Genomic DNA, 20658 nt, shown 5'->3' with positions numbered 1-20658 from the left:
TTGTCTCAGCACTGTTACTGCTCAGTCGATCGAGAGCGGAATGTCATCAGGCGCTTCTGTTACGGTAAGTGAAAAAACGCACAAGCATGTTGCGGTTTTTGCCATTTTGAACAGGTGCAGAAATAGATATTTCCTGTGGTTTTCATGCCCATGCGAAATGATGGCGGCCGGCATACGATAGCGTATGACAGTCCGCGGCAAGGGGGAGACAGCATGAAGCCAGATAAACCGAAATTTCAAGTGGGAGACATCGTGGTCGTCGTGATGTACGGAACCGTCGGCACCATTACGAAGGTTCATCAAATTGATAAACATTATCTTTACGAAGTCAATCATAATGAAGTGCTTTATTTTGAATCGTCCATCCAGCTTTATAAAGATTATGAGGGCGTGATCGTCGATATGGAAAAATTGGATATTGAATATGAATTTCTGATCGGCGACGTAGTATATGTAAAGGACTACGGAAAGGAATTATTCCGTGTCATCGGCCACAGAACTGAAATATGGAGATATTTAGAGGATGGCTGGGAGGATATTATTTATGAGCTGACTCGGCTGAAAGACGGAGAGTGGCTTGAAACGGAGGAAGAGGATCTCACGCTGGTTCTGAGAAAATATGAAATGGATCAGTTTGTGCATCAGCTGCTGTTTGTCCACTATGTTGGGGAAGCATCTCATGAGATCGGCGAGGATACCGTCGCGTCTGCTCTTCTTCAGTTTGAAGGCGATGCTGATGATCCCGATGCCCTGCATGTGCTGGCGGTATCGATTGTAGATGAGCTGCTTGATATTTATAACGATTATAAGATTCTTTATCATTTGTTCGGTGACGAAGAATATAAAGATATGATGAATTTTGTGTTGGAAAGCCTGCGGGAGCATTTCAGCTAGCCGGCAAAAAAACGGACGGTGACATATAAAAACCAGGGCAGACAGCCGGCAAAGATGACAAACGACATTCCTTTCAGCACTTTTTTCAATACGATATCAAATCCATCTCCGTCCAATAAAGCCATCATTTTCGTCATCATCTTTTCTCCCTCCGGGGCTTGTTTTTTAAAAGTATATGAGCGGACAAAACGTTTAGAACTTTCGGGTATAATTTGAACGGTTTTTTCATAAAACATAAAAAAGGAGGCGGTGTTTGCATGAAAGAAATAGATCTTGTGATTGACACAGAAGAAATAGCTGATTATTTTTACAGTCAGCTTGCTATGCGCGGGTACATACCGAGTGAAGAGGAAATCTTCGAAATAGCCGACATCACCTTTGATTATTTATTAGAAAAATGTATGATAGACGAAGAGCTTGATGAAGACTGAAACTGCGGAACCGAAGTGAAAAAGCTTCGGTTTTTTCAATCAGCTCGGGAGAATGAAACATGGGGGGAAAACGTTGTACAAGCCAGCAAGTCTTTTCGCATTGTTTATTCTGCTCGCAGCAGCGATCCGGATAGAAGCCGTCCGGATTTTTGATGAGCGTGTCATAGAAGCGGCTGTCAGGATCAGGGCTGCCTGGCTGAATGAATTGATGTTATGGATAACGGAGCTCGGCACGACCGCAGTGCTTTTGCCGCTTCTTCTTTTGACAGGCGCGGCTCTGTATATGTACAAAAAAACGCCGGATGTTGTTTTTTTGCCGCTTCTCTTTCTCATTGAACGGATTGTAAACATAAAAATAAAAGAATTGATTGAAAGAGCCAGACCCGCTTTTGAACCGCTCGTCCATGAAACCTCATACAGTTTTCCGAGCGGCCACTCCATGAATTCGGCAGTGATGTATCCCGTCATCGCTTACTTTTTGATCAAGCATGTTCCGTTTTTTACGAAAAGAAAACGGGCCGTCACCGTCTTTACCGGGGTTCTCGTCATTCTGATCGGATTCAGCAGAATTTATTTAGGCGCGCATTTTCCGACGGATGTGCTTGCCGGATTCAGTCTCGGACTTTGCCTCGTTTCGCTTTTTGCGCTCTTTGACGAAAAGTATCATCCGTTTCGACAAAAATAGAGACAGGAGAAATGAGAAAAAACGCTAATACTATTAAGAAATAAGAGGGAGGGATCTTGATGCTGTTATCGCTGCCCGTGTTTAAAAAAAAGACTTGCGCCTATGATGTGACGATTTTTCAAACACCCCGCTACGGCGAGAAAAAGGGATACAGGGTCGTCTATCGGACAGAGCTGGCCGCTGACAATCATCAAGACGCACTGGAAAGGGCATTTTCTGTTTTTAATGTGCCTGATACGGTCCCAAACGACTATCAAGCCAGATTCATAGCGACCGGAGATGTCATACTCATAGACGAAGGAAGAAAAGGAAAGACCTATTACAGGCTTAACCCTGCGGGATGGAGCAAAATTAACCGGCTGCTCGTCCAGCCGAGGTAAGACGGGGCCGGCTGAATCTTCAGCCGGCTTCCGTATTGTCTGGGAAAGACAGTGTTAAGGCTTCCGTTTAGCGGCGGAATGCTCTTTTCCATGCGCTTCATCAGCTGCAATGACGTCTGAAACGGGCACGTGATTGTTCTTTTTCTGGCCGGTCACCCGGTTGCGCTGTTTTTTGCCCATTATGTTCACTCCTTTTTCTTTAGGCTTGTCATCCCGCATATTCTGCCCAAGATCGCCCTGATCATGCTGATGATTGTCTCTTACCGTTATTCAGTGTACAATGGGTGGGAGTTTGAATAGGCAGGAGGAAAAGGAAATGAGTGTACATATAAACGCAGAAAAAGGCCAAATTGCGGATACAGTGCTTTTGCCGGGAGATCCGCTCCGAGCGAAATTTATTGCGGAAACTTATCTTGAAAATGTGGAATGCTATAATGAAGTCAGAGGAATGTACGGATTTACGGGTACATATAACGGCAAAAAAGTATCAGTCCAAGGCACCGGCATGGGTGTTCCGTCTATCTCTATTTATGTGAATGAACTGATTCAAAGCTATGATGTTCAAAACTTAATCAGAGTCGGCTCATGCGGAGCCATCCGTAATGACGTGAAGGTGCGTGACGTGATTTTGGCTATGACGTCTTCAACGGATTCACAGATGAACCGTGTCGCCTTCGGCAGTGTAGATTATGCTCCTTGCGCAGACTTCGAACTGCTTCATAAAGCGTACCAGGAAGCGCAAAAAAACAATCTTCCCGTAGCGGTCGGAAGCGTATTCACCGCCGATCAGTTTTACAATGAAGACTCCCAAATCGAAAAGCTTGCCAGATACGGCGTCCTCGGCGTAGAGATGGAAACGACTGCTTTATATACGCTTGCCGCTAAATACGGCAAAAAAGCGCTGTCTATCCTGACTGTAAGCGATCACGTATTAACGGGAGAAGAAACAACGGCAGAAGAGCGTCAAACGACTTTTCATGATATGATTAAACTGGCGCTGCATACTGTTTCGTAAACTTGAGATGAGGGTCCTGCTGATTAAAGCAGCCCTCTTCTTTATGCATCGCCCTGATTCAAAAAAAGAAAGGTAAGTGTAAAATGAAGAAATCCACTAAATGGTTCTCGCTCGCTGCCGCTCTCAGCGTAACCGCAATCGTGGGAACCGGCTGCAGCATTTCAGGCGGCGACAGCCACAAGGACACAAAAACAGCAGCTGAAACAAAACAATCAGATGACACATCAAGCAAAAAAACAACGAAGGCAGAAAACAGCGATTTTGTATTGGAGAGCAAATATTTTAATGATATTAAAGAAGTGAACGGGCTTGAGACCATTCAAAACCCGACAAATACACTTGCGCTCGTGAATAAGACATACACGCTGCCGGGAGATTATAAACCGAATGATCTCGTGATCCCGAAAGTCGAATTTTCTTTTACTGAGAAAATCGAGAAACGATATATCCGCAAACCTGCCGCCGATGCTTTGGCGGAACTATTCAGCGCCGGGAAAAAAGAAGGTTATGACCTGGTTGCCGTTTCAGGATACCGCTCTTATGACAGACAGAAAGTTATTTTCGATAATGAAGTCAGTCTGAAAGGTGAAAAAAAGGCGAAAGAAGCCGTCGCATATCCAGGCCAAAGCGAACACCAGACGGGGCTTGCCATGGACATTTCCAGCAAAAGCAACGGGTATGAGCTGAATGAAGCGTTCGGAAACACGGCGGACGGCAAATGGGTGAAAGACCATGCGTATGAATACGGCTTTATCATCCGCTATCCTAAAGGCAAAGAAAATGTCACAAAGTATGAGTATGAACCATGGCATTTACGCTATGTAGGCAAAAAAGCGGCAAAAGCCATCCATGACCATCAATTAACGCTTGAAGAATATTTTAATGAAGTAAAGAAAGTGTAATAAGAAGAAGCCCGCTTGAAAAATAGAAAGCGGGCTTTCTTTATTACCAGAAGAGTAAACCTCCAAGCGCAAATCCGGTAATTAAACCAAGGCCGATACCGTAGGCTGCTCCCCAGCCTCCCCAGCCTCCCCAGCCTCCCCAATAGCCGAACCCGTATCCTCTGTGACGGCCGCCGACAGGGGCGATATACACTTTGCTGTTAGTCACCCGTACGATTCTTCCGACGTGGACTCTGCCGTTTCGTTCTGTAATTCTTGCTACTTTTCCCTGGTGCTGCCGGCAAAGATGATAATAGTTTTGCATCTTTTCTCCTCCTATCCAACCTATCTTTCTATGTCAGCTTATGATAGAGTTCGGTAAAAAGGTTGGACGAAAACAGGAGGACAATTGCCGTTTTACTTGTAAGCGACAAAAGCGCAGTGTCCCATATATTCACGGTACGTCTGCATAAGCTCGTAATGAGCCGTCAGCGTATCGTAGTGAACCGGCTGAATAACGGGCGATAAATCCATTTCTGTAGTCGGCTCCTGCGCATTGTTTTCATAGACAGCGGGAATGAAATCCGCTTTCTGAAAGCCTTGCTGAAGCAATCTCTGTTTCCATGCCGTTTCATCCTGCAATACGGTAAAACCGTAGAAGTCTTTTATCTGCGTGATGGCGTTTTCCGGCATGGGCTTTTGTAAAGCAGCTTCAATGCCAATCAGCATACCCCCGGGTTTAAGGACCCGCAGGATTTCAGACAGCGATGAATCAAGATTTGAAAAGGTGAGAACTGATTCGGAAAGAACGGCGGAAAATTGATTTTCAGCAAACGGAAGCCGCTCAAGCTCCGCCAAATAGCCCGGAATGGTTAAGCCTTCAGCGGCAAATCGTTTTGCTGCTTTTTCAAGCATAAGGGGGTCCTTATCAACACAGGTGACGGGATACAGCAGGTGGCCGAGATAAGCGGCCGTCTGTCCCGTTCCGCAGCCGGCGTCAAGAATCGGTTCGCCAGGAGGAGGAGCCGCTTTTGTGAGAACGGCTTTGGAAAAAGCGAGCCCGCCGGGGTGAGCCCCTCCGACTCCGAATAAGGACAGCATTTCTAAATATTTGCTCAAAGGCCGAATCCTCCTTTTTTCCTCAGCATATGTTGAGAGAAAAGCATAGGTTTGGGTAAACGGGAAAGAAGGGCGCCTCACGTTTGAAGTTGACGAATGAGCGTTCGTCTATGATAATAATGTAAGAATAAAAAGGTGGTGTTTTCTTGAAGCGGCAATTTAAACTGTTTTTTATTATATTGATCACCGCGGTCGCAGCCTCGGCGCTTACGCTGTTTATCACGGGCAATACGACCATTTTCGGACAAGGCTCGGCTGCTTTGACGAACAGCAAATTTGAGAAATTCAATAAAGCCTACGAGCAGATTAAAAGTGATTACTATCAAAAAACAGATGACAGCAAATTAGTAGACGGAGCGATAAAAGGCATGATCAGTTCCCTGGATGATCCATATTCTTCTTATATGGACCCGCAGGAAGGAAAGTCTTTTGAAGAAACCATTTCCGCTTCGTTTGAAGGCATCGGCGCACAAGTGGAAGAAAAGGACGGCAGCATCCTGATCGTATCGCCGATTAAAGGGTCACCCGCGGAAAAAGCGGGGGTTAAACCGAATGACCAGATCTTGAAGGTCAACGGCAAAAGTGTTAAAGGCCTTAATGTAAACGAAGCCGTCGCATTAATCCGGGGCAAAAAGGGAACAAACGTCAAGCTTGTGCTGCACAGAGCGGGTGTCGGCGATCTGAACCTGTCGATCAAACGTGACACCATTCCGGTTGAAACGGTGTACTCTGAAATGAAAAAAGGAGACATCGGCGAAATCCAAATCACATCCTTCTCCGAATCGACGGCAAAAGAGCTGAATTCAGCCATTGACAGCCTCGAAAAACAAGGAGCGAAAGGATACATTCTCGATTTAAGGGGCAACCCGGGCGGACTGATGGATGAAGCCATCAAAATGAGCAACATGTTTATCGATAAAGGGAAAAATATCATGCAGGTCGAATACAAAGACGGCACGAAAGAGGTCATGAAAGCGACGAAAGAGCGCAAAGTGACAAAACCGACAGTCGTCCTCGTCAATGACGGCACCGCGAGCGCCGCGGAAATCATGTCGGCTGCGCTGCATGAATCATCGGGCATTCCGCTGATCGGCGAGAAAACGTTCGGAAAAGGAACCGTGCAGACGGCAAAAGATTACAGCGACGGTTCTACCGTTAAATTGACAATCGCTAAATGGCTCACAGCGGACGGAGAGTGGATTCATAAAAAAGGCATCAAACCGCAATATCAGGTTAAGCTTCCTGAATATGCAAACCTGCCGTATTTAGATGTGAAAAAAACATACAAATACGGGGATTCCGGAACCACCGTCACCAATGCGCAAAAAATGCTGAAAGCGCTGGGGTACAGCGTGAAAGTAAACGGCACGTATGATAAAGCATTTGAACAAGCCGTTAAACAATTCCAAGCAAAAGAGAAACTGAAACAAACAGGCATTATAAAGGGAGACACAACGGCAAAATTGATGACGGATCTGCAAAAACAGCTTGCGGACAACGATACACAAATGAAAAAAGCCGTTGAAACATTAAATAAGAATATGAAATAGTAAAAAACACCCGATGCGTCGCACGCGCATTGGGTGTTTTCTGTTTGCGAAAAGCCCGTCTTATGTCGTTTCCTGTTCAAAAAGGTGGCTGTTCGCCTGAATGAAAAACTGTGATTGCTCATAGTGATAGGTGACTTTTGAGAAGTCAAACGGCTGGCCGTTGGTTAAATGAAAAATCGTTTCAACGCAAAGCTTAGGCGCTCCTGTAAACAGACCTAAGTACTCCGCTTCTTCCTCATTTAACATCCCCGCGTACAGATATAAATCTGAAAAACCGCGCTTTAACCCGAGACCTTCTCTAATATAATCAAATATTGATTCTGCCACGATCTCTTTATTCAAATACGTAATAATCGATTTGTTGTAAAATGACTCTTCGATACACAATGTCAGCCCGTCAATATATCGGATTCGCTTGACATAATACACGTCGCCGTCAGGCGGCATATTCAGATTTTGGGCAGCCTCAGGCGTGGGTTTTCTCACTTCCAGCGCTAATAATTTGGAAGTGACATTAAAATCTTCAAGTGATTCTTTAAATCCCTGATTAGAAAGCAGACTGATATACCCTTTTCTTTTATTCCGTCTGACAAAAATGCCGCTTCCCCTCACTTGAAACACAATCCCCTTTTTTTCTAATAAATCTAAGGACTTGGTGATCGTGCTTTTGCTCACGTTAAACCGGGTCATTAAGGTTTGCAGCACAGGCAGTTTATCCCCTTGCTGCAGCTGATGTTCTTCTATGTATTTTTCAATATCTATCGCGATTTGCTGGTATTTTAACATATACATTCCTCATTCATTTATTGTCCCGCTTCTTTCAGAATTATAGCATAATCGTTTTTAAAAGCCATTTCGTAAATTAACTATAATTGTTTATGTATTGATAAATTATACCGGTACAATTATAATGTAAACGTATAATATGAAAATAAAGGCAGGAATTCTTCTGCACTTGCGAAGCGGATGCTTGAAGCGGCTGCAGTGCATTTATTCGGCATGCAAGCGGCAGTCAAATAAAGGAGGATATAAACGATGGGGACATTGCCAAAAGATTTTTTATGGGGAGGCGCTCTGGCCGCCCACCAATTTGAAGGGGGATGGAATAAAGGCGGCAAGGGGCCGAGTGTAGTGGACGTCATGACGGCAGGCGCGCATGGTGTGCCCCGGAAAATAACAGATACAATTGAAGAGCGGGAATTTTATCCGAATCATGAAGCGATCGATTTTTATCATCGTTATAAAGAAGACATCGCATTATTCAGCGAGCTGGGTCTGAAATGTTTAAGAACGTCCATCGGCTGGAGCAGAATTTTTCCTAAAGGTGATGAAGCCGAGCCCAATGAGGAAGGATTGGCTTTTTACGACCGGGTGTTTGATGAATTGCTGAAACATGGGATTGAACCGGTAATCACGTTGTCACATTTTGAGATGCCGCTCCATTTGGCGAGGGAATACGGCGGTTTCAGAAACAGAAAAACAGTCGGATTTTTTGTGAAATTCGCTGAAGTGTGTTTTGAACGCTATAAACATAAGGTGAAGTATTGGATGACGTTTAACGAAATCAATAATAAGATGGATGTGAATAATCCGATCTTTTTATGGACGAACTCGGGCGTCGCCGTCAAAGAAAACGAAAACGCAAAAGAAGTCATGTATCAGGCCGGCCATCACGAACTGCTGGCAAGCGCATTGGCTGTTTCGAAGGGAAGGAAAATCAATCCCGAGTTCAGGATCGGCGCCATGGTATCACATGTTCCGATTTACCCGTACTCATCTCATCCCGATGATGTGATGCTGGCTGAAGAAACGATGAGACAGCGTTTTTTCTTCCCGGACGTGCAGGTTCGCGGATATTATCCAAGCTATGCGTTAAAAGAATTTGAAAGAGAAGGCTATCAGATACACTTTGAAGACGGTGATGAAGAGATTTTGAAAAACGGCCGAGTGGACTACCTCGGATTCAGCTATTACATGTCTACAACCGTAAAAAGTGATGTATCAAACGATAATACCGGGGATGTCGTAAACGGAGGATTGCCAAACGGCGTGGACAATCCTTATATTACAGCGAGTGATTGGGGCTGGGCGATTGACCCGACCGGTTTACGGTACACATTAAACCGCTTATACGACCGCTATCAGATTCCATTATTTATCGTGGAAAACGGATTCGGTGCCATCGACACATTAGAAGAGGACGGTTCAATTCATGACACAGCAAGAATTGAATATTTATCGTCACATATAAAAGCTTTGAAAAAAGCAATCACATATGATGGTGTGGATGTAATGGGCTATACACCATGGGGAATTATTGATATCGTGTCATTTACAACCGGAGAAATGAAAAAACGCTACGGCATGATTTATGTTGATCGGGATAATGAAGGCAACGGTTCAATGAGGCGGCTTAAGAAAGACTCATTTGAATGGTATAAAAAAGTGATTGAAACAAACGGTTCATATGTATCCTAAAGGTGTAAAAAGGGAAGGCTTCACCGTCGTGTGAAGCCGGCTTTTTATCAGTAATTTTGAAAGCGCATTCATTTAAGCGGGAAGGAGGTGACTGTCCGGCTTTTCATTTAGAATCGCTTATAAAAATAAGGAAAGGGATGGTGGTTCATGTTTTTTAAAAAAGGTCTGCACATGACGCTGGTTTTTCTTATGTTTTTCTTTTTCATATCAAGCAGCATGGAAACCGAAGTGTATGCGGCTGATCGGAAGGCTTCAGACAAAAACAAAGTAAGGGTGTGGTTCAGTTCTGAAAAAGATCCGGCTTCCCGTACGTGGTATGACGGGCCGCTAGAAGTGAAATACGCCTTAGACGAACAAACACCGCTTACATTGACAAAAAAGAAGGCTTCTGACTCCGCCGCTGTGTATATTGATCCGTCGCGCCGCTATCAAAGTGTGTTAGGCGTAGGATCGTCCCTGGAAGAATCCACAATCCATAATTTGTCAAAAATGACACCCGCAAAAAGAAAGGAAGTGCTGAAAAAACTGGTTGATCCCAAAGAGGGTATCGGCATGGACGTTATGCGCATAACGATCGGGACATCTGATTTTACGGCACAGGAATTTTATACGTATGACGATATGCCTGAAGGCCAAACAGATCCTAAGCTCCGTCATTTCTCGATCCAAAAGGATATTGATTTACACATTACAGCAACCATCAAGGAAGCCCTGGCGATAAATCCGGAACTGAAAATCATTGCCTCGCCGTGGAGCCCGCCGGCTTGGATGAAAACGAATGAAAACCTCAAGCGGGGAAAGCTGAAAGATAAATATATCGGCGAACTGGCCGTTTACTTCCGCAAATTTATTGAGGCGTACGAAAAGCAAGGAATTCCGATTTATGCCATGACCCTTCAAAATGAACCTTTGCTGGAAATCGACTATCCGAGCATGTATATGCCGCCGTCTCAGCAGCGCAAACTGGCACTGGCCTTAAAAAAAGAAATGAAAAAACACGTAATTGACACGAAAATTTGGATTTATGATCACAATGCGAGCGGGGCGTGGAACTATATTCCGCCGATTTTAGATGATAAAAAAGGAAACCGGGCGGCAGACGGCATCGCTTTTCACGATTATGACGGTGACCTTTCCGTCATGTCGGAAATCGGAAAGAGATATCCTGATCAATCTATTCACTTAACGGAGCGGTCTGTCTGGGGGACGGCAGGGGCGGACCGGATCGCGCAGTATTTCCGCAACGGCGCGTCGAGCTACAATGCGTGGGTGACGATGCTCGACAGTCAAATCAAGACGCATCATTGGATAGGCACCCCGGACCCGACGCTGTTTATTCAGGATGCCAAAAACCCTGACCGCTATTGGAATATCCCGATCTTTCATATGACAGGCAACTTCTCAAAATTTATCGACCGGGGAGCAAAGCGGATAGAAAGTAATTACGGCTCCAAAAACACAGTCTCGAATGTATCGTTCCTTAATCCTGATCAATCCATTGTGACAGTCGTAATCAACCAGACATCCGCCGATCAAAAATTCCATGTCGTTTCAGAAAATCGGCAGTTTGAAGCCGTCATCCCGGCTAAAACCGTGGCTACCTACAAATGGAAGCGGAAAAAGTAAAAACCGGCACATTTACGTGCCGGCTTCTTTCTGTTAAGCGCCTTTTTGGTTCAGTTCATCAGAAGGCGCTTTATTGAATAAACCGTCTTTGACGGCGTTTGAAGCCGCTTTTTTTACAAAAAACGGGTTGAGGATAATAACGGCTGCCATGTTAGCGGTCAAACCCCAAAAGCCTTCATATATACCGTGGGCGGATTGGGTGATATTTACCGTGAATGTCACGATAAGACCGACGAGAAGACCGATAATTGTCGCTTCTTTCGTTTGATTCTTCCAAAACAGACTGACGGCGATAGCCGGAAAGATCTGAACCATGCCGGAAACACCGAGAAGCTGAAGGGTAACGAGCGCAGTCGGGAACAGCATGCCGAATAAAAGCGCGAGCCCGATGACGACAAATACCATTGAACGGGTGATCATCGTCAGCTTGCTTGGTGACACATTCGGGTGAATCAAATCCCGATATAAGTTATTCGCAAATAAGTTTGATGCTCCGATGGCCATGATAGAGCAGGGAATCAATGACGCAAGAGCAATCGTGGAGTAAGCAAAGCCCTGCGCGACTCCGCCGTAAGACGTTTGAATCAGCTTCAATAAAGCGAGCCGCGGATTGGTATCTTCCGGCAGGACAAGAAACGCGATAAAGCCGAGAAAAATAACAAGAATCAAAACAATATTATAAAGCGGCAGAAACATGCTGTTTTTGCGGACGGCATCTGCGCTTTTTGCCGTAAATACGCCGGTTGCCGCATGCGCCCACATAAAGAGCGCCAGCGCAGATACGATGGAAGCTGTGATAAACCAAGGAATTCCTTTCGGCCCCGAGTCCGGAATCGTCAGCATTTGCGGCGCTTTTTCAGCCAAAGTGTGAATCATCGGCGTCCAGCCGTGAAAATGGATCAGCGGGAGTGACACGACCATAAACAGCATAATCACCCACACGAGAATGTCTTTAATAATCGCCGTAAACGTCGGCCCTTTAATTCCGCTGAAAAAAGTATACAGCGCTACAAGAATAAAAGAGATGATGACGACCATATTGACATTAATGACACCCGTTCCGGCCACCTGAAGCGTATCTTGAATTCCGCTCAGCTGGAGACAAATATAAGGAATGAGCATAAGAACGCCGACAATGGCGACAAGACTGGCCAAAAGTTTACTGTCAAAACGCTCACGGGCATAATCGGCAAGCGTCGTTAATTTGTGTATTTTTGCCACTTTCCACAGCTTCGGCAGAAAGAAATACGCGATAAAATACGCCAAAACAGAATACGGGATTGCAAAAAAAGCAACGCTTCCCCCTGTGTAGGCAGTGCTTGTTAAGCCTAAAAACGTATAAGCCGTATAGAGATCCGCGCCGACTAAAAACCAGACGAGGAGCCCCCCGAACCGTCTGCCGCCGACAGACCATTCCTCAACAGAAGTGCGTGATGATTTGTCTCTCCCGGCTATAAAGCCGATACAGACAACGGTTAAAACGATGACGGCTGTAATGATCAATGCTGTTATATTTGCGGGCATCAGTCCAGTCCTCCTTGTTTCTTCTGCAGCCTATAAATAAGAAACGAACATAATGGAGTGACTGCGATCCATAAAAGCAGCCAGAAATGAAAAAAAGGCAGCCCGATAATGATCGGATGAACCCGATTAGCGACTGACAGCAGGGCCAGCTGGCTGAAAGGGATTAAGATGAGAACGAAAATTAGTGCTTTTCTGACCATTTACTTTCCTCCTGAAACTTGATAATGCTCCTTATCATAGCAGGTGTCAGATAAGATCACAAGATATTTTTCAGAAAAAAAAGAATTCTATTACTTTTTTAACTGAAACACTTTAGTTGCATCTTCATTCATATTAAATTAGAATAGTTAATATCTCGAAATCGAGATATTTAGGAGTGAATGCATTGAATACACAAGGATTGCACCATGTTACCGCATTTGCAAAAGATCCTGCTGAAAATCTTCGGTTTTATACTGAAGTGCTGGGTTTGCGGCTCGTTAAAAAAACCGTTAATTTTGACGACCCGGCCACTTATCACTTTTATTTCGGCAACCAAAACGGAGAGCCGGGTACGATCATTACATTTTTTCCTTTTCAGGGAAGCCGCCCGGGAACCGTGGGAAAAGGGCAGGCCGGAAGAATTTATTTCTCCGTGCCGAAAGGAGCACTCGCGTTTTGGAAGCGCCGGCTTGAAGAAAACGGCTTGTCTGTAAAAGAACAGATCATGCTGTCTGAACAAGTGCTTCTCTTTAATGATACAGAAGACCTGCCGCTTGCCATAATGGAAGATGAAAGAAGCGGACAGAGTGAATGGACTCCTGCGGGCATTACTGAAAAAGAAGCGATCACAGGCATGAGAGGTGTTCTTCTGTACTCGTACCGTCCTGAAGCAACCATTCAATTTCTCATAGAACGCTTCGGTTATTCAAAGACAGGAGAAGAACATCAGATTGTCAGGCTGCAATCGGAGGCGCGGATCGGACATATTATAGATGTTGATCTCGCGCCGAAAGAAGCAGGTATCGGCGGTTACGGGACGGTTCATCATGTCGCTTTCCGCACTAGCGAAAAAGAGCAGGCGGAATGGAAGGATATTCTTGCTGATTCTCATCTTGCTTCATCTGACATTCTTGACAGGTCTTACTTTACATCAATCTATTTCAGGGAAAGCGGCGGCATTTTATTTGAAATGGCAACCGATGAACCGGGGTTTATGACGGATGAATCCTTTGAAAATCTCGGAACAGAGCTGAAGCTTCCGGAATGGCTGGAAGAGCATCGCAGCCAGATTACAGCTGTTCTGCCCAAAATGGAGAAAGGAGAATGATGATGAAACATGTGTTTGAACAGGGAACGTCAGAAAATGTTCTGCTGCTTTTGCACGGAACGGGAGGAAATGAACATGATCTTCTGTCGCTCGGACGTTTTATCGATCCGAACGCAAGTCTGCTCGGGGTCAGAGGATCAGTGTCGGAAAACGGCATGCCCCGTTTTTTTAAGCGGCTGAAAGAAGGCGTATTTGACGAGAAAGATTTAATTGAACGGACGGAAGAATTAAAGAATTTTATTGATGAAGCGGCGCAAATGTACGGATTCAGCAGAGAAAACGTGATTGCTGCCGGCTATTCAAACGGCGCCAATATTGCAGCAAGTCTTTTGTTTCATTATAAAGATGTACTGAAAGGAGCGGTTCTGCATCATCCGATGGTGCCGATACGCGGAGTGAAGCTGCCTGATATGGAAGGGCTGCCTGTGTTTATCGGTGCAGGAAAACGCGATCCTCTATGTACAAAAGAAGAATCGGAGGAGCTTTATCAGTATCTGACAGATGCCCATGCATCCGTTTCTCTTGTTTGGCAGGAGGGCGGTCATCAGCTCACACAGCAGGAAGCAGAGCAGGCACGAACCTGGTACAGTGAGCGATTCCTATAAAAAACCCTTAGTCTGCTTAAGCGGACTAAGGGTTTTTTTCATCTTACAGCCAAGTTGACACTTTAGATACAGGCAGCCGGTTGCTTTTATGCGCCGGCTTAACGGCTTTACCGATTGAAATCAGCATGACGGGCACGAAACGCTCGCTCACGTCGAATTCCTTAACGAATTGCTCTTTATTGAATCCGCCGATCGCGCAAGTGTCGTAGCCTTTTGCTTTAGCGGCTAGCATCAGCTGCATCGCTGCTAAAGAAGCGTTTAAAAATGCTGAATCACGGGCAAACTGATCATTTTGGTATGCACCGTTAATCTGGCCTAAAAGCGTTTGTTTAATCTCTTCTGTGATATTGCCTTGCTCAGCCAGTTCAGCATAAACGTCTTCACCATTTTCATTTGCTTTTAAATCGCCTAATACGGCAATAACTGCTGATGAATCAATAATCTGTTTTTGATTAAAAGCAACCGGAAGCAGGGCAGCTTTTGCTTCATCACTGTGAAAGACTTGAAAATGCCAATGCTGAAGGTTCCAGGCGGAAGGCGCTTGCGTTGTGATTTCAAGGAGTTCTGTTAATTCCTCTTTTGTAATGACCGCGTCTTTATCGTATTCTTTAACAGATGCGCGTTCTTTTAAAACGTCTAATACGGATGTCATCATGTTTCCTCCTTCGGATAAACGTGTTATCATAATAGAAAAGTTAGAAGCTTACTAAATGTAACTCGAAAACTAATTTTAATGGATCACAAAAAACTTGTCAATTCATAGATGAAGGGATGAACTCACGTGGGATATACAATGTGTCCTAAAATGGAATCCGCTTTTTCTCTTTTGGGAAAGCGCTGGAACGGCCTCATTATCCATGTACTGATGGACGGGCCGAAACGATTTAAAGATATGACCGAAACGATACCGACAATCAGCCAAAAAATGCTCGCGGAGCGGCTCAAAGAGCTGGAACAAAATGAAATCGTCGAGCGTCAGGTGCTGCCTGAAACACCTGTCAAAGTCATTTATAAACTGACTGATAAAGGCTTGGCCCTGCAAGCCGTTTTTCAGGAAATGCAAAAATGGGCAGACAGTTTTTGCGAGCCCGGGGGATCTGCCAACGACACATGTGATGAATAACAAAGGCTGCCCAAGGCAGCCTTTTCTTAATGATCATGTTTACTCGTCATAAAAACCATTAATATCAAAATTGTTCAGATTGAGGTTCAAGCCTTTTAATTGCTTTAATAAAGCATCGAATGTAAGGAAATGATCATTTTTATATTCCGCCGGGACATCATTTGGAGAAAATAGTTTCATTCCTCCTTCAATCCACTGTTTCCGGTATAACTGAAATGCCGCTTCAATTAAATGATCAGGCGTTACAATAAACCCTAAGCTTACGTCATGGTCCTCGCTGTAGCCGAATTCAAACCCGCAGCAGGGGCAAATATCAAATGTTTTTTGATATTCGCCGTTATAAACGGGACTTGTCTCTAATCCTTTAAATCCGCATATTAAACAAGGATACAACTCACTAACCAACATACATCCCTCTTTTATTCAGTTTGCAATCATTCAGAACAAGCGGGGAGGCCTTTTACAGTTTCCCGGTTAAAAACTGAGCCTCACCAAGCCCGAAGCTCCAATCGGCATTCCCGTTTTCTGTAATGGAAATCATGACGTCCTCGGGTGATATGCCGCATTCTGTTTTAAGCTGATCAGCCATCAGTTGATATAACGTTTCTTTTTGATGTTCGGTGCGCGCTTTGCTGACAATGCTGATGATGACAAGATCTTTGCTTCTTTTGAAACCGAGCCCGGTATCTTCAATGATAAGCTCATGAGGCCGATGCTGGTGAACGATCTGATAACGGTCCGTTACAGGGACGTCAAAAGCTTTAACCATGGCGTAATGGGCGGTATCCAGTAATTTTTTTAATGCTGCGTCATCCCGGCCTTCAATAACGTCAAAACGAAGTAATGGCATATTTTATTCCCCCTGATGGTTTTATAATGTCGAAACTTGTAAAAAAGTATAACATTTAATCAAAATGTAATCAAATTATAACCAAAATGTTTATGCATTAATGCAATATCAGAGAGAGGCACATGTTGTTACAATCGCCCAATCAATTTCCTCATTTTATGAATACGCTTAAGAATAGGCAGACATAAAGGAGGAAAAACATGTACCCTCGTCATGCATTGTATCGCGGGAATTTCGGTCCTGCCGGATTTCCGGCGAGAAGTCCTTTTTTGTTCGGCGCTCCTTTATTCGGCGGATTTTTAGGCGGTCTTCTCGGAGGCGTGATTGCCACAGGTTTCACAAGACCCCGCTATCCGTACGGGTTCGCCGGTTACGGATACGGAGGCGTCCCATACGGCGGTTTTGGGCCGGGTGCCGGCGGTTATCCGCCATTTTATTAAAGAAAAAACGGCCTGCATCGCGCGGGCCGTTTTTTTTATCTTAAAATCTCCACTTCCGATAGATTGTAGTCTTCCTGTTTTGAAAACATAACTTCAATCATCCCGTCTTTATAGACTGCTTTTGTTCCTTTCCGTTTGACGAGGCTCGGAAGGACGATTTCTTTTTTTCCTTCTCCCAGACTGCTGTTCTCTACAACGAGGCTGTGTGACGTATGCTTAATCCTGATACGGTCGAGTTCCTCTTGTTCGGCGGGAATTTTCGCAAAAACATGATCGGATGTTTCAAAAAGGTCAATTTCCGGCTTGGGCGGTTCCGCTTCGACCGGCTCGGCCTTTTTGGACATTGGGTCGCGAAAAGGGAACTGTCCGGCATAACCGGCGCCGAATACGCTTTCCATCACTCGGTTGACATATGTCTCGACATCTTTCGGATCAGCATTTTTAAACGTTTCTTTAGAGAACTGATTTTGGAAGGGAAAATATCTGTTCCAATCAAACACGGCATCTCACCCTTTCTTAACGGACAACATAGTATATGCCCGCCGGAAGCTTCCCGTGATATAATATAATCTGTTTACAGAAAGGAAGGGGAAGGCCGTGCAAGGGAATAACGCAAGAAAAGGAATCATTTATACCGCTTGTTCTTTCGTCATGTGGGGGCTGTTTCCGGTCTATTGGAAACTTCTTGAACAAATACCCGCATTGGACATTTTAGCTCACCGGATTTTATGGTCATTTGTTTTCATGTGTGTGCTTTTAACTGTGCTTAAGAAGTGGAAAACCGGATGGCGTGAATTGCGTCTTTTGAAATCGGAAGGGGGCCTGCTGGCGCTTTTTTTCGCTTCCGTTTTAATTTCCGTTAATTGGTTTGTGTACATATGGGCCGTCAATCACGGCTTTTTGCTTGAAGCAAGTCTCGGGTACTACATTAATCCGCTCGTTTCCGTTCTTTTGGGCATCCTATTCTTAAAAGAAAAGCTTAACAAGATGCAAACAGCAGCCGTTTCTATTGCCGGGGCGGCCGTGATCATATCTGCGTTTCAATATGGCGCGGTTCCTTATATCGCATTGCTGCTTGCATTCAGCTTCGGCCTGTACGGCTTATGTAAAAAAAGAACCCGCATGTCCAGCACGATCGGACTGACGCTGGAGACGCTTTTGATTACCCCGGCTGCACTTATTTATTTAGGATATACAGCTGACGGGAGCACTTCCGGGTCCTTGGGGGCAGGAACATGGGCGCTCCTATTTTTCGCAGGCGTATTTACGGCCCTGCCGCTGTTGCTGTTTGCAGAGGGGGCAAAGCGTCTGCCGCTGTATCAAGTCGGCATTTTGCAATATATAGCGCCGACCATTACCCTTATGCTCGGCGTATTTGTGTATCATGAACCGTTTTCCGGGCAAAAAGCGTTTACCTTCATTTGTATATGGGCAGCATTGCTTTTGTTTACCTTTTCACAGATAAAATGGAAGCGGCCGATAAAAAGCCGCTAAGCCTTTCGCTTTCCAGCGATAGCTTAAATTATGTATAATCATTACGAGTATGTAAAGGAGCTGTACAATGGGCACTGATAAAGACATAGCAAAAGCCTATCAGGCACTGTGGAATAACCGCACTCTCCCGGCTTCAACTCTTGAAGAAGCGGAGAAGGCAATTGATCTTGAACTGCTTGATCAAAGAACACATCCGAGGCTCCGGAAGTCACCCGAGGATAAGTTTGCTCTGGCGGTGCAGCGAATTGTAGATTCCCGGCTGCGGCCGATTGAGAAATATGAATTGGTTGAACTACATACGAAGCGTTTGCAATTTTTAAAAGAAGAAAGAGGGGAGCAGCTATGAAAGCGATCATAAAAGAAGATGTGCAAACTTCTTTAGAGCGATATGCCGATCGTCCTGTATATATCCATTTGGAAACAACGACCGGTTCTTATTCAGCGCATCTGAATGAGAAAAACATGACGGTTGTAGCCTATATACGCAATGCAAAAGTGACGTACCATCAGGCGAAAATCAAAGGAAACGGCCCGTACCGCGTCGGTTTGAAAACGGAAGAAGGCTGGATTTACGCAGAAGGTCTGACTGAATATACAGTAGATGACGAAAACCGCTTGTTAATGGCAGGGCATCTGCCGGGCGGAAAATTGGCGATTTCGCTTCAAATCAGCGAAAAGCCGTTTACAGTTTAAAGAAAAGGGTGAAAATCATGAAAGAACATGTACTCGTCATCCTGCCTCACCCTGATGATGAATCATACGGAGTGGCAGGGCTGATTGCTTTACACAGACAAAAAGATATTCCCGTTACGTATGCATGCGCAACGCTTGGCGAAATGGGCCGGAACATGGGAGATCCTTTTTTCGCGAACCGTGAAACACTGCCACTGTTAAGAAAACAAGAGCTGATCGACGCATGCAAAGCAATGGACGTTACTGACCTGAGAATGCTCGGGCTTCGTGATAAAACACTTGAATTTGAAGATGACGAGTGGCTCGCTGATATGATGGAAGAGATTATCGACGATGTAAAACCGAGTCTGATTGTCACATTCTATCCGGAGCACGGCGTCCATCCGGATCATGATGCATGCGGCGAAGCGGTTATCAGAGCGCTTTACAGAAAGAAAAAAGAGGACCGCCCGCGCACGCTTTGCATGGCAATCACCCGCAACAGGGAGGAAGCCGTCGGCAAGCCTGATGTTATTCTTGATATTAAAGAGGTTGCCGATATTAAAATGAATGCCTTAAAAGCGCACCGCACCCAAACGGAAGGCATGCTGAGAGAGCTGGAAGAAAAAATAAAAAATAACGAGCCGGTTCTTCAGACATGGTTTGAAGAAGAAGTGTATTGGACATATCCGTGGAAAGACTGATAAAAAAAGGGATAAGGCTGAAATGCCTTATCCCTTTTTTTGTGTCAGATCGGAAGCGATCGCTTCTGCAAGCGAAGACCTTATTGATAAATTTGAAAAACTCAGTCCCAGCTGCACTGCGGTTTGGGCGATTTCAGGACGGATTCCGGATAATGTCGCTTTCACGCCGAGCATTCCGAGTGATTCAATTAAGGTGAAAAGCTGTTGGGCAACCATCGTATCAATCATGGCTACGCCCGATAAATCAATGTACAGCTGCGTGATGCGCTTCTCTGAACACTGGTGCAGCGTATTCTCCAAAATCATTTTGGCTCTTGCCGTGTCAATATCCCCGATCAGCGGCAGCAGTCCGACATTGTCAAAAAGCACAATTACCGGCGAGCTCAGCTCGGTGATCAATTCTTTTTGCGCTTCAAGCTGAATGTTTGTGTTTTTATACATTTCTTCTATGAAAATATGAATGACCACATCAAAAGATTTAATCAGCGTATGGAATATATCTTCGGCATCTTCTTCTGTCACGGTGTCGGCATGAAGTCTGGTAAACTGCTTGACATGGCCGACATACAAATCACGAACTCTGATAAACTCGCGAATAATATAATGGATGGGAGTTTTTAAATGTTCTTTATCCCGTGCGGCTTCAAACGCCCACTTTTCCAATGCCGCTGTATATACTTCCTTCTCTTCAGAAAAAATCCGATTGAGTTGATAATTAAACGCCAGATTTTGTTTTTTCAGATTTGTGAGTACAGCCGGGTCAGTAGAAGCATAAACAGAATCAGGATCCGTTTCATGAAGCGTATCAAACCATGTCTGACTGATGTCCTCCGCCCGTTCAGTTAAATAATCGTACAGCAGTTTATGTTTTGGCATTG

The 20658-nt window shown here is 44.8% G+C and carries 29 protein-coding genes; 17 read left to right on the top strand and 12 right to left on the bottom strand.

Annotated features, from left to right (window positions below):
- Positions 1 to 213 precede the first annotated feature (213 nt).
- Positions 214 to 894, top strand: coding sequence for a hypothetical protein (locus NYE62_RS11070; RefSeq protein ID WP_003153690.1), 681 nt, complete (start codon positions 214 to 216; stop codon positions 892 to 894).
- Here the strand turns inward: NYE62_RS11070 and NYE62_RS11065 are convergent.
- Positions 891 to 1034, bottom strand: coding sequence for a hypothetical protein (locus NYE62_RS11065; protein ID WP_007407942.1), 144 nt, complete (start codon positions 1032 to 1034; stop codon positions 891 to 893). The genes NYE62_RS11070 and NYE62_RS11065 overlap by 4 nt on opposite strands.
- A 117-nt stretch (positions 1035 to 1151) precedes the next feature.
- Here NYE62_RS11065 and NYE62_RS11060 point away from each other — a divergent pair, with 117 nt between their 5' ends.
- The 3 genes from NYE62_RS11060 to NYE62_RS11050 all read left to right on the top strand — a co-directional run bounded on the left by NYE62_RS11060 (position 1152) and on the right by NYE62_RS11050 (position 2390).
- Positions 1152 to 1325 (top strand): YozD family protein, encoded by a 174-nt coding sequence (locus NYE62_RS11060; protein ID WP_003153696.1) that lies wholly within the window; start codon positions 1152 to 1154, stop codon positions 1323 to 1325.
- 73 nt (positions 1326 to 1398) lie between these two features.
- Positions 1399 to 2010: a phosphatase PAP2 family protein gene (locus NYE62_RS11055; RefSeq protein ID WP_144664649.1), complete on the top strand. Its 612-nt coding sequence runs from the start codon at positions 1399 to 1401 to the stop codon at positions 2008 to 2010.
- 59 nt (positions 2011 to 2069) lie between these two features.
- A complete protein-coding gene (locus NYE62_RS11050; protein WP_003153700.1) occupies positions 2070 to 2390 on the top strand; it encodes a YodL domain-containing protein in 321 nt (106 codons plus the stop codon).
- 54 nt (positions 2391 to 2444) lie between these two features.
- Here the strand turns inward: NYE62_RS11050 and NYE62_RS11045 are convergent, their stop codons facing one another.
- Positions 2445 to 2570 carry a hypothetical protein gene (locus tag NYE62_RS11045; protein ID WP_003153701.1) on the bottom strand — a complete coding sequence of 42 codons (126 nt, stop codon included), beginning with the start codon at positions 2568 to 2570 and terminating at the stop codon, positions 2445 to 2447.
- Positions 2571 to 2706: 136 nt separating this feature from the next.
- Here NYE62_RS11045 and deoD point away from each other — a divergent pair, with 136 nt between their 5' ends.
- Both deoD and NYE62_RS11035 read left to right on the top strand, forming a co-directional pair.
- Positions 2707 to 3405, top strand: coding sequence for a purine-nucleoside phosphorylase (deoD, locus tag NYE62_RS11040; protein ID WP_003153702.1), 699 nt, complete (start codon positions 2707 to 2709; stop codon positions 3403 to 3405).
- Positions 3406 to 3488: 83 nt separating this feature from the next.
- Positions 3489 to 4307, top strand: coding sequence for a M15 family metallopeptidase (locus tag NYE62_RS11035; RefSeq protein WP_007407945.1), 819 nt, complete (start codon positions 3489 to 3491; stop codon positions 4305 to 4307).
- Between the two features lie 43 nt (positions 4308 to 4350).
- On the opposite strand, the gene NYE62_RS11030 is transcribed toward NYE62_RS11035, so the two are convergent.
- A complete protein-coding gene (locus NYE62_RS11030; protein ID WP_121984824.1) occupies positions 4351 to 4611 on the bottom strand; it encodes a hypothetical protein in 261 nt (86 codons plus the stop codon).
- Positions 4612 to 4703: 92 nt separating this feature from the next.
- Positions 4704 to 5405, bottom strand: a complete 702-nt coding sequence (locus tag NYE62_RS11025; RefSeq protein ID WP_007407947.1) for a class I SAM-dependent methyltransferase — start codon at positions 5403 to 5405, stop codon at positions 4704 to 4706.
- A 146-nt stretch (positions 5406 to 5551) separates the two neighbouring features.
- Here NYE62_RS11025 and NYE62_RS11020 point away from each other — a divergent pair, with 146 nt between their 5' ends.
- On the top strand, positions 5552 to 6955 hold the full coding sequence (locus NYE62_RS11020) for a S41 family peptidase (protein ID WP_144464423.1): 1404 nt from the start codon (positions 5552 to 5554) through the stop codon (positions 6953 to 6955).
- A gap of 60 nt (positions 6956 to 7015) precedes the next feature.
- On the opposite strand, the gene NYE62_RS11015 is transcribed toward NYE62_RS11020, so the two are convergent.
- Positions 7016 to 7741: a GntR family transcriptional regulator gene (locus NYE62_RS11015; RefSeq protein WP_015417645.1), complete on the bottom strand. Its 726-nt coding sequence runs from the start codon at positions 7739 to 7741 to the stop codon at positions 7016 to 7018.
- A gap of 249 nt (positions 7742 to 7990) precedes the next feature.
- Between NYE62_RS11015 and bglA the strand changes: the two genes are divergently transcribed.
- Positions 7991 to 9433, top strand: coding sequence for a 6-phospho-beta-glucosidase BglA (gene bglA, locus NYE62_RS11010; RefSeq protein ID WP_032873380.1), 1443 nt, complete (start codon positions 7991 to 7993; stop codon positions 9431 to 9433).
- A gap of 147 nt (positions 9434 to 9580) precedes the next feature.
- Complete coding sequence (locus tag NYE62_RS11005; protein WP_342496949.1) at positions 9581 to 11059, top strand: glycoside hydrolase family 30 beta sandwich domain-containing protein; 1479 nt, start codon at positions 9581 to 9583, stop codon at positions 11057 to 11059.
- A gap of 33 nt (positions 11060 to 11092) precedes the next feature.
- On the opposite strand, the gene NYE62_RS11000 is transcribed toward NYE62_RS11005, so the two are convergent.
- Both NYE62_RS11000 and NYE62_RS10995 read right to left on the bottom strand, forming a co-directional pair.
- Positions 11093 to 12583 (bottom strand): sodium:solute symporter, encoded by a 1491-nt coding sequence (locus tag NYE62_RS11000; RefSeq protein ID WP_061860634.1) that lies wholly within the window; start codon positions 12581 to 12583, stop codon positions 11093 to 11095.
- Positions 12583 to 12783, bottom strand: coding sequence for a DUF3311 domain-containing protein (locus tag NYE62_RS10995; RefSeq protein ID WP_003153716.1), 201 nt, complete (start codon positions 12781 to 12783; stop codon positions 12583 to 12585). The genes NYE62_RS11000 and NYE62_RS10995 overlap by 1 nt, the downstream gene beginning before the upstream one ends.
- Positions 12784 to 12968: 185 nt before the next feature.
- Here NYE62_RS10995 and NYE62_RS10990 point away from each other — a divergent pair, with 185 nt between their 5' ends.
- Positions 12969 to 13892: a ring-cleaving dioxygenase gene (locus tag NYE62_RS10990; protein WP_025284865.1), complete on the top strand. Its 924-nt coding sequence runs from the start codon at positions 12969 to 12971 to the stop codon at positions 13890 to 13892.
- Positions 13893 to 13894: 2 nt separating this feature from the next.
- Positions 13895 to 14497 carry an alpha/beta hydrolase gene (locus tag NYE62_RS10985; RefSeq protein WP_052827554.1) on the top strand — a complete coding sequence of 201 codons (603 nt, stop codon included), beginning with the start codon at positions 13895 to 13897 and terminating at the stop codon, positions 14495 to 14497.
- 43 nt (positions 14498 to 14540) lie between these two features.
- Here the strand turns inward: NYE62_RS10985 and NYE62_RS10980 are convergent, their stop codons facing one another.
- On the bottom strand, positions 14541 to 15149 hold the full coding sequence (locus NYE62_RS10980) for a nitroreductase family protein (protein ID WP_003153727.1): 609 nt from the start codon (positions 15147 to 15149) through the stop codon (positions 14541 to 14543).
- 129 nt (positions 15150 to 15278) lie between these two features.
- Between NYE62_RS10980 and NYE62_RS10975 the strand changes: the two genes are divergently transcribed.
- A complete protein-coding gene (locus NYE62_RS10975) occupies positions 15279 to 15620 on the top strand; it encodes a winged helix-turn-helix transcriptional regulator (protein ID WP_012117759.1) in 342 nt (113 codons plus the stop codon).
- Between the two features lie 39 nt (positions 15621 to 15659).
- Here the strand turns inward: NYE62_RS10975 and NYE62_RS10970 are convergent, their stop codons facing one another.
- Together NYE62_RS10970 and NYE62_RS10965 are read right to left on the bottom strand one after the other, a co-directional pair.
- Entirely contained in the window at positions 15660 to 16028 is a 369-nt protein-coding gene (locus NYE62_RS10970) for a hypothetical protein (RefSeq protein ID WP_144664655.1), read from the bottom strand.
- A 52-nt stretch (positions 16029 to 16080) separates the two neighbouring features.
- Positions 16081 to 16470, bottom strand: a complete 390-nt coding sequence (locus NYE62_RS10965; protein ID WP_003153733.1) for a tautomerase family protein — start codon at positions 16468 to 16470, stop codon at positions 16081 to 16083.
- Positions 16471 to 16670: 200 nt separating this feature from the next.
- On the opposite strand from NYE62_RS10965, the gene NYE62_RS10960 reads away from it, so the two are divergent.
- Complete coding sequence (locus NYE62_RS10960; protein WP_003153736.1) at positions 16671 to 16910, top strand: hypothetical protein; 240 nt, start codon at positions 16671 to 16673, stop codon at positions 16908 to 16910.
- 35 nt (positions 16911 to 16945) lie between these two features.
- On the opposite strand, the gene NYE62_RS10955 is transcribed toward NYE62_RS10960, so the two are convergent.
- Entirely contained in the window at positions 16946 to 17410 is a 465-nt protein-coding gene (locus NYE62_RS10955; RefSeq protein WP_039254863.1) for a hypothetical protein, read from the bottom strand.
- Positions 17411 to 17507: 97 nt separating this feature from the next.
- Here NYE62_RS10955 and rarD point away from each other — a divergent pair, with 97 nt between their 5' ends.
- The 4 genes from rarD to bshB2 all read left to right on the top strand — a co-directional run bounded on the left by rarD (position 17508) and on the right by bshB2 (position 19780).
- Entirely contained in the window at positions 17508 to 18404 is an 897-nt protein-coding gene (gene rarD, locus NYE62_RS10950; protein WP_007407959.1) for an EamA family transporter RarD, read from the top strand.
- A 67-nt stretch (positions 18405 to 18471) separates the two neighbouring features.
- Positions 18472 to 18750, top strand: a complete 279-nt coding sequence (locus tag NYE62_RS10945; RefSeq protein ID WP_342496948.1) for a hypothetical protein — start codon at positions 18472 to 18474, stop codon at positions 18748 to 18750.
- Positions 18747 to 19097 carry a YojF family protein gene (locus NYE62_RS10940; RefSeq protein WP_007407960.1) on the top strand — a complete coding sequence of 117 codons (351 nt, stop codon included), beginning with the start codon at positions 18747 to 18749 and terminating at the stop codon, positions 19095 to 19097. Before NYE62_RS10945 ends, NYE62_RS10940 begins: the two co-directional genes overlap by 4 nt.
- A gap of 17 nt (positions 19098 to 19114) precedes the next feature.
- Positions 19115 to 19780 (top strand): bacillithiol biosynthesis deacetylase BshB2, encoded by a 666-nt coding sequence (gene bshB2 / locus NYE62_RS10935; protein ID WP_007407961.1) that lies wholly within the window; start codon positions 19115 to 19117, stop codon positions 19778 to 19780.
- A 27-nt stretch (positions 19781 to 19807) separates the two neighbouring features.
- Here bshB2 and NYE62_RS10930 read toward each other — a convergent pair whose 3' ends face one another.
- Positions 19808 to 20656 carry an STAS domain-containing protein gene (locus NYE62_RS10930; RefSeq protein WP_020955939.1) on the bottom strand — a complete coding sequence of 283 codons (849 nt, stop codon included), beginning with the start codon at positions 20654 to 20656 and terminating at the stop codon, positions 19808 to 19810.
- Between the last annotated feature and the right edge of the window lie 2 nt (positions 20657 to 20658).

The organism is Bacillus sp. FSL K6-2861 (genome assembly GCF_038630725.1).
Taxonomy (GTDB): domain Bacteria; phylum Bacillota; class Bacilli; order Bacillales; family Bacillaceae; genus Bacillus; species Bacillus velezensis.
The sequence above is the reverse complement of the archived record's forward strand: the minus strand, read 5'-3'. Positions and strand labels throughout refer to the sequence as shown.

Excerpts from the sequence above, each read along its gene's own strand:
- NYE62_RS11070 (WP_003153690.1), top strand. The coding sequence starts at position 214 with ATGAAGCCAGATAAACCGAAATTTCAAGTGGGAGACATCGTGGTCGTC.
- NYE62_RS11065 (WP_007407942.1), bottom strand. The coding sequence starts at position 1,034 with ATGATGACGAAAATGATGGCTTTATTGGACGGAGATGGATTTGATATC.
- NYE62_RS11060 (WP_003153696.1), top strand. The coding sequence starts at position 1,152 with ATGAAAGAAATAGATCTTGTGATTGACACAGAAGAAATAGCTGATTAT.
- NYE62_RS11050 (WP_003153700.1), top strand. The coding sequence starts at position 2,070 with ATGCTGTTATCGCTGCCCGTGTTTAAAAAAAAGACTTGCGCCTATGAT.
- NYE62_RS11045 (WP_003153701.1), bottom strand. The coding sequence starts at position 2,570 with ATGGGCAAAAAACAGCGCAACCGGGTGACCGGCCAGAAAAAGAACAAT.
- deoD (WP_003153702.1), top strand. The coding sequence starts at position 2,707 with ATGAGTGTACATATAAACGCAGAAAAAGGCCAAATTGCGGATACAGTG.
- NYE62_RS11035 (WP_007407945.1), top strand. The coding sequence starts at position 3,489 with ATGAAGAAATCCACTAAATGGTTCTCGCTCGCTGCCGCTCTCAGCGTA.
- NYE62_RS11030 (WP_121984824.1), bottom strand. The coding sequence starts at position 4,611 with ATGCAAAACTATTATCATCTTTGCCGGCAGCACCAGGGAAAAGTAGCA.
- NYE62_RS11015 (WP_015417645.1), bottom strand. The coding sequence starts at position 7,741 with ATGTTAAAATACCAGCAAATCGCGATAGATATTGAAAAATACATAGAA.
- bglA (WP_032873380.1), top strand. The coding sequence starts at position 7,991 with ATGGGGACATTGCCAAAAGATTTTTTATGGGGAGGCGCTCTGGCCGCC.
- NYE62_RS11005 (WP_342496949.1), top strand. The coding sequence starts at position 9,581 with ATGTTTTTTAAAAAAGGTCTGCACATGACGCTGGTTTTTCTTATGTTT.
- NYE62_RS11000 (WP_061860634.1), bottom strand. The coding sequence starts at position 12,583 with ATGCCCGCAAATATAACAGCATTGATCATTACAGCCGTCATCGTTTTA.
- NYE62_RS10995 (WP_003153716.1), bottom strand. The coding sequence starts at position 12,783 with ATGGTCAGAAAAGCACTAATTTTCGTTCTCATCTTAATCCCTTTCAGC.
- NYE62_RS10985 (WP_052827554.1), top strand. The coding sequence starts at position 13,895 with ATGAAACATGTGTTTGAACAGGGAACGTCAGAAAATGTTCTGCTGCTT.
- NYE62_RS10980 (WP_003153727.1), bottom strand. The coding sequence starts at position 15,149 with ATGACATCCGTATTAGACGTTTTAAAAGAACGCGCATCTGTTAAAGAA.
- NYE62_RS10970 (WP_144664655.1), bottom strand. The coding sequence starts at position 16,028 with ATGTTGGTTAGTGAGTTGTATCCTTGTTTAATATGCGGATTTAAAGGA.
- NYE62_RS10965 (WP_003153733.1), bottom strand. The coding sequence starts at position 16,470 with ATGCCATTACTTCGTTTTGACGTTATTGAAGGCCGGGATGACGCAGCA.
- NYE62_RS10960 (WP_003153736.1), top strand. The coding sequence starts at position 16,671 with ATGTACCCTCGTCATGCATTGTATCGCGGGAATTTCGGTCCTGCCGGA.
- NYE62_RS10945 (WP_342496948.1), top strand. The coding sequence starts at position 18,472 with ATGGGCACTGATAAAGACATAGCAAAAGCCTATCAGGCACTGTGGAAT.
- NYE62_RS10940 (WP_007407960.1), top strand. The coding sequence starts at position 18,747 with ATGAAAGCGATCATAAAAGAAGATGTGCAAACTTCTTTAGAGCGATAT.
- bshB2 (WP_007407961.1), top strand. The coding sequence starts at position 19,115 with ATGAAAGAACATGTACTCGTCATCCTGCCTCACCCTGATGATGAATCA.
- NYE62_RS10930 (WP_020955939.1), bottom strand. The coding sequence starts at position 20,656 with ATGCCAAAACATAAACTGCTGTACGATTATTTAACTGAACGGGCGGAG.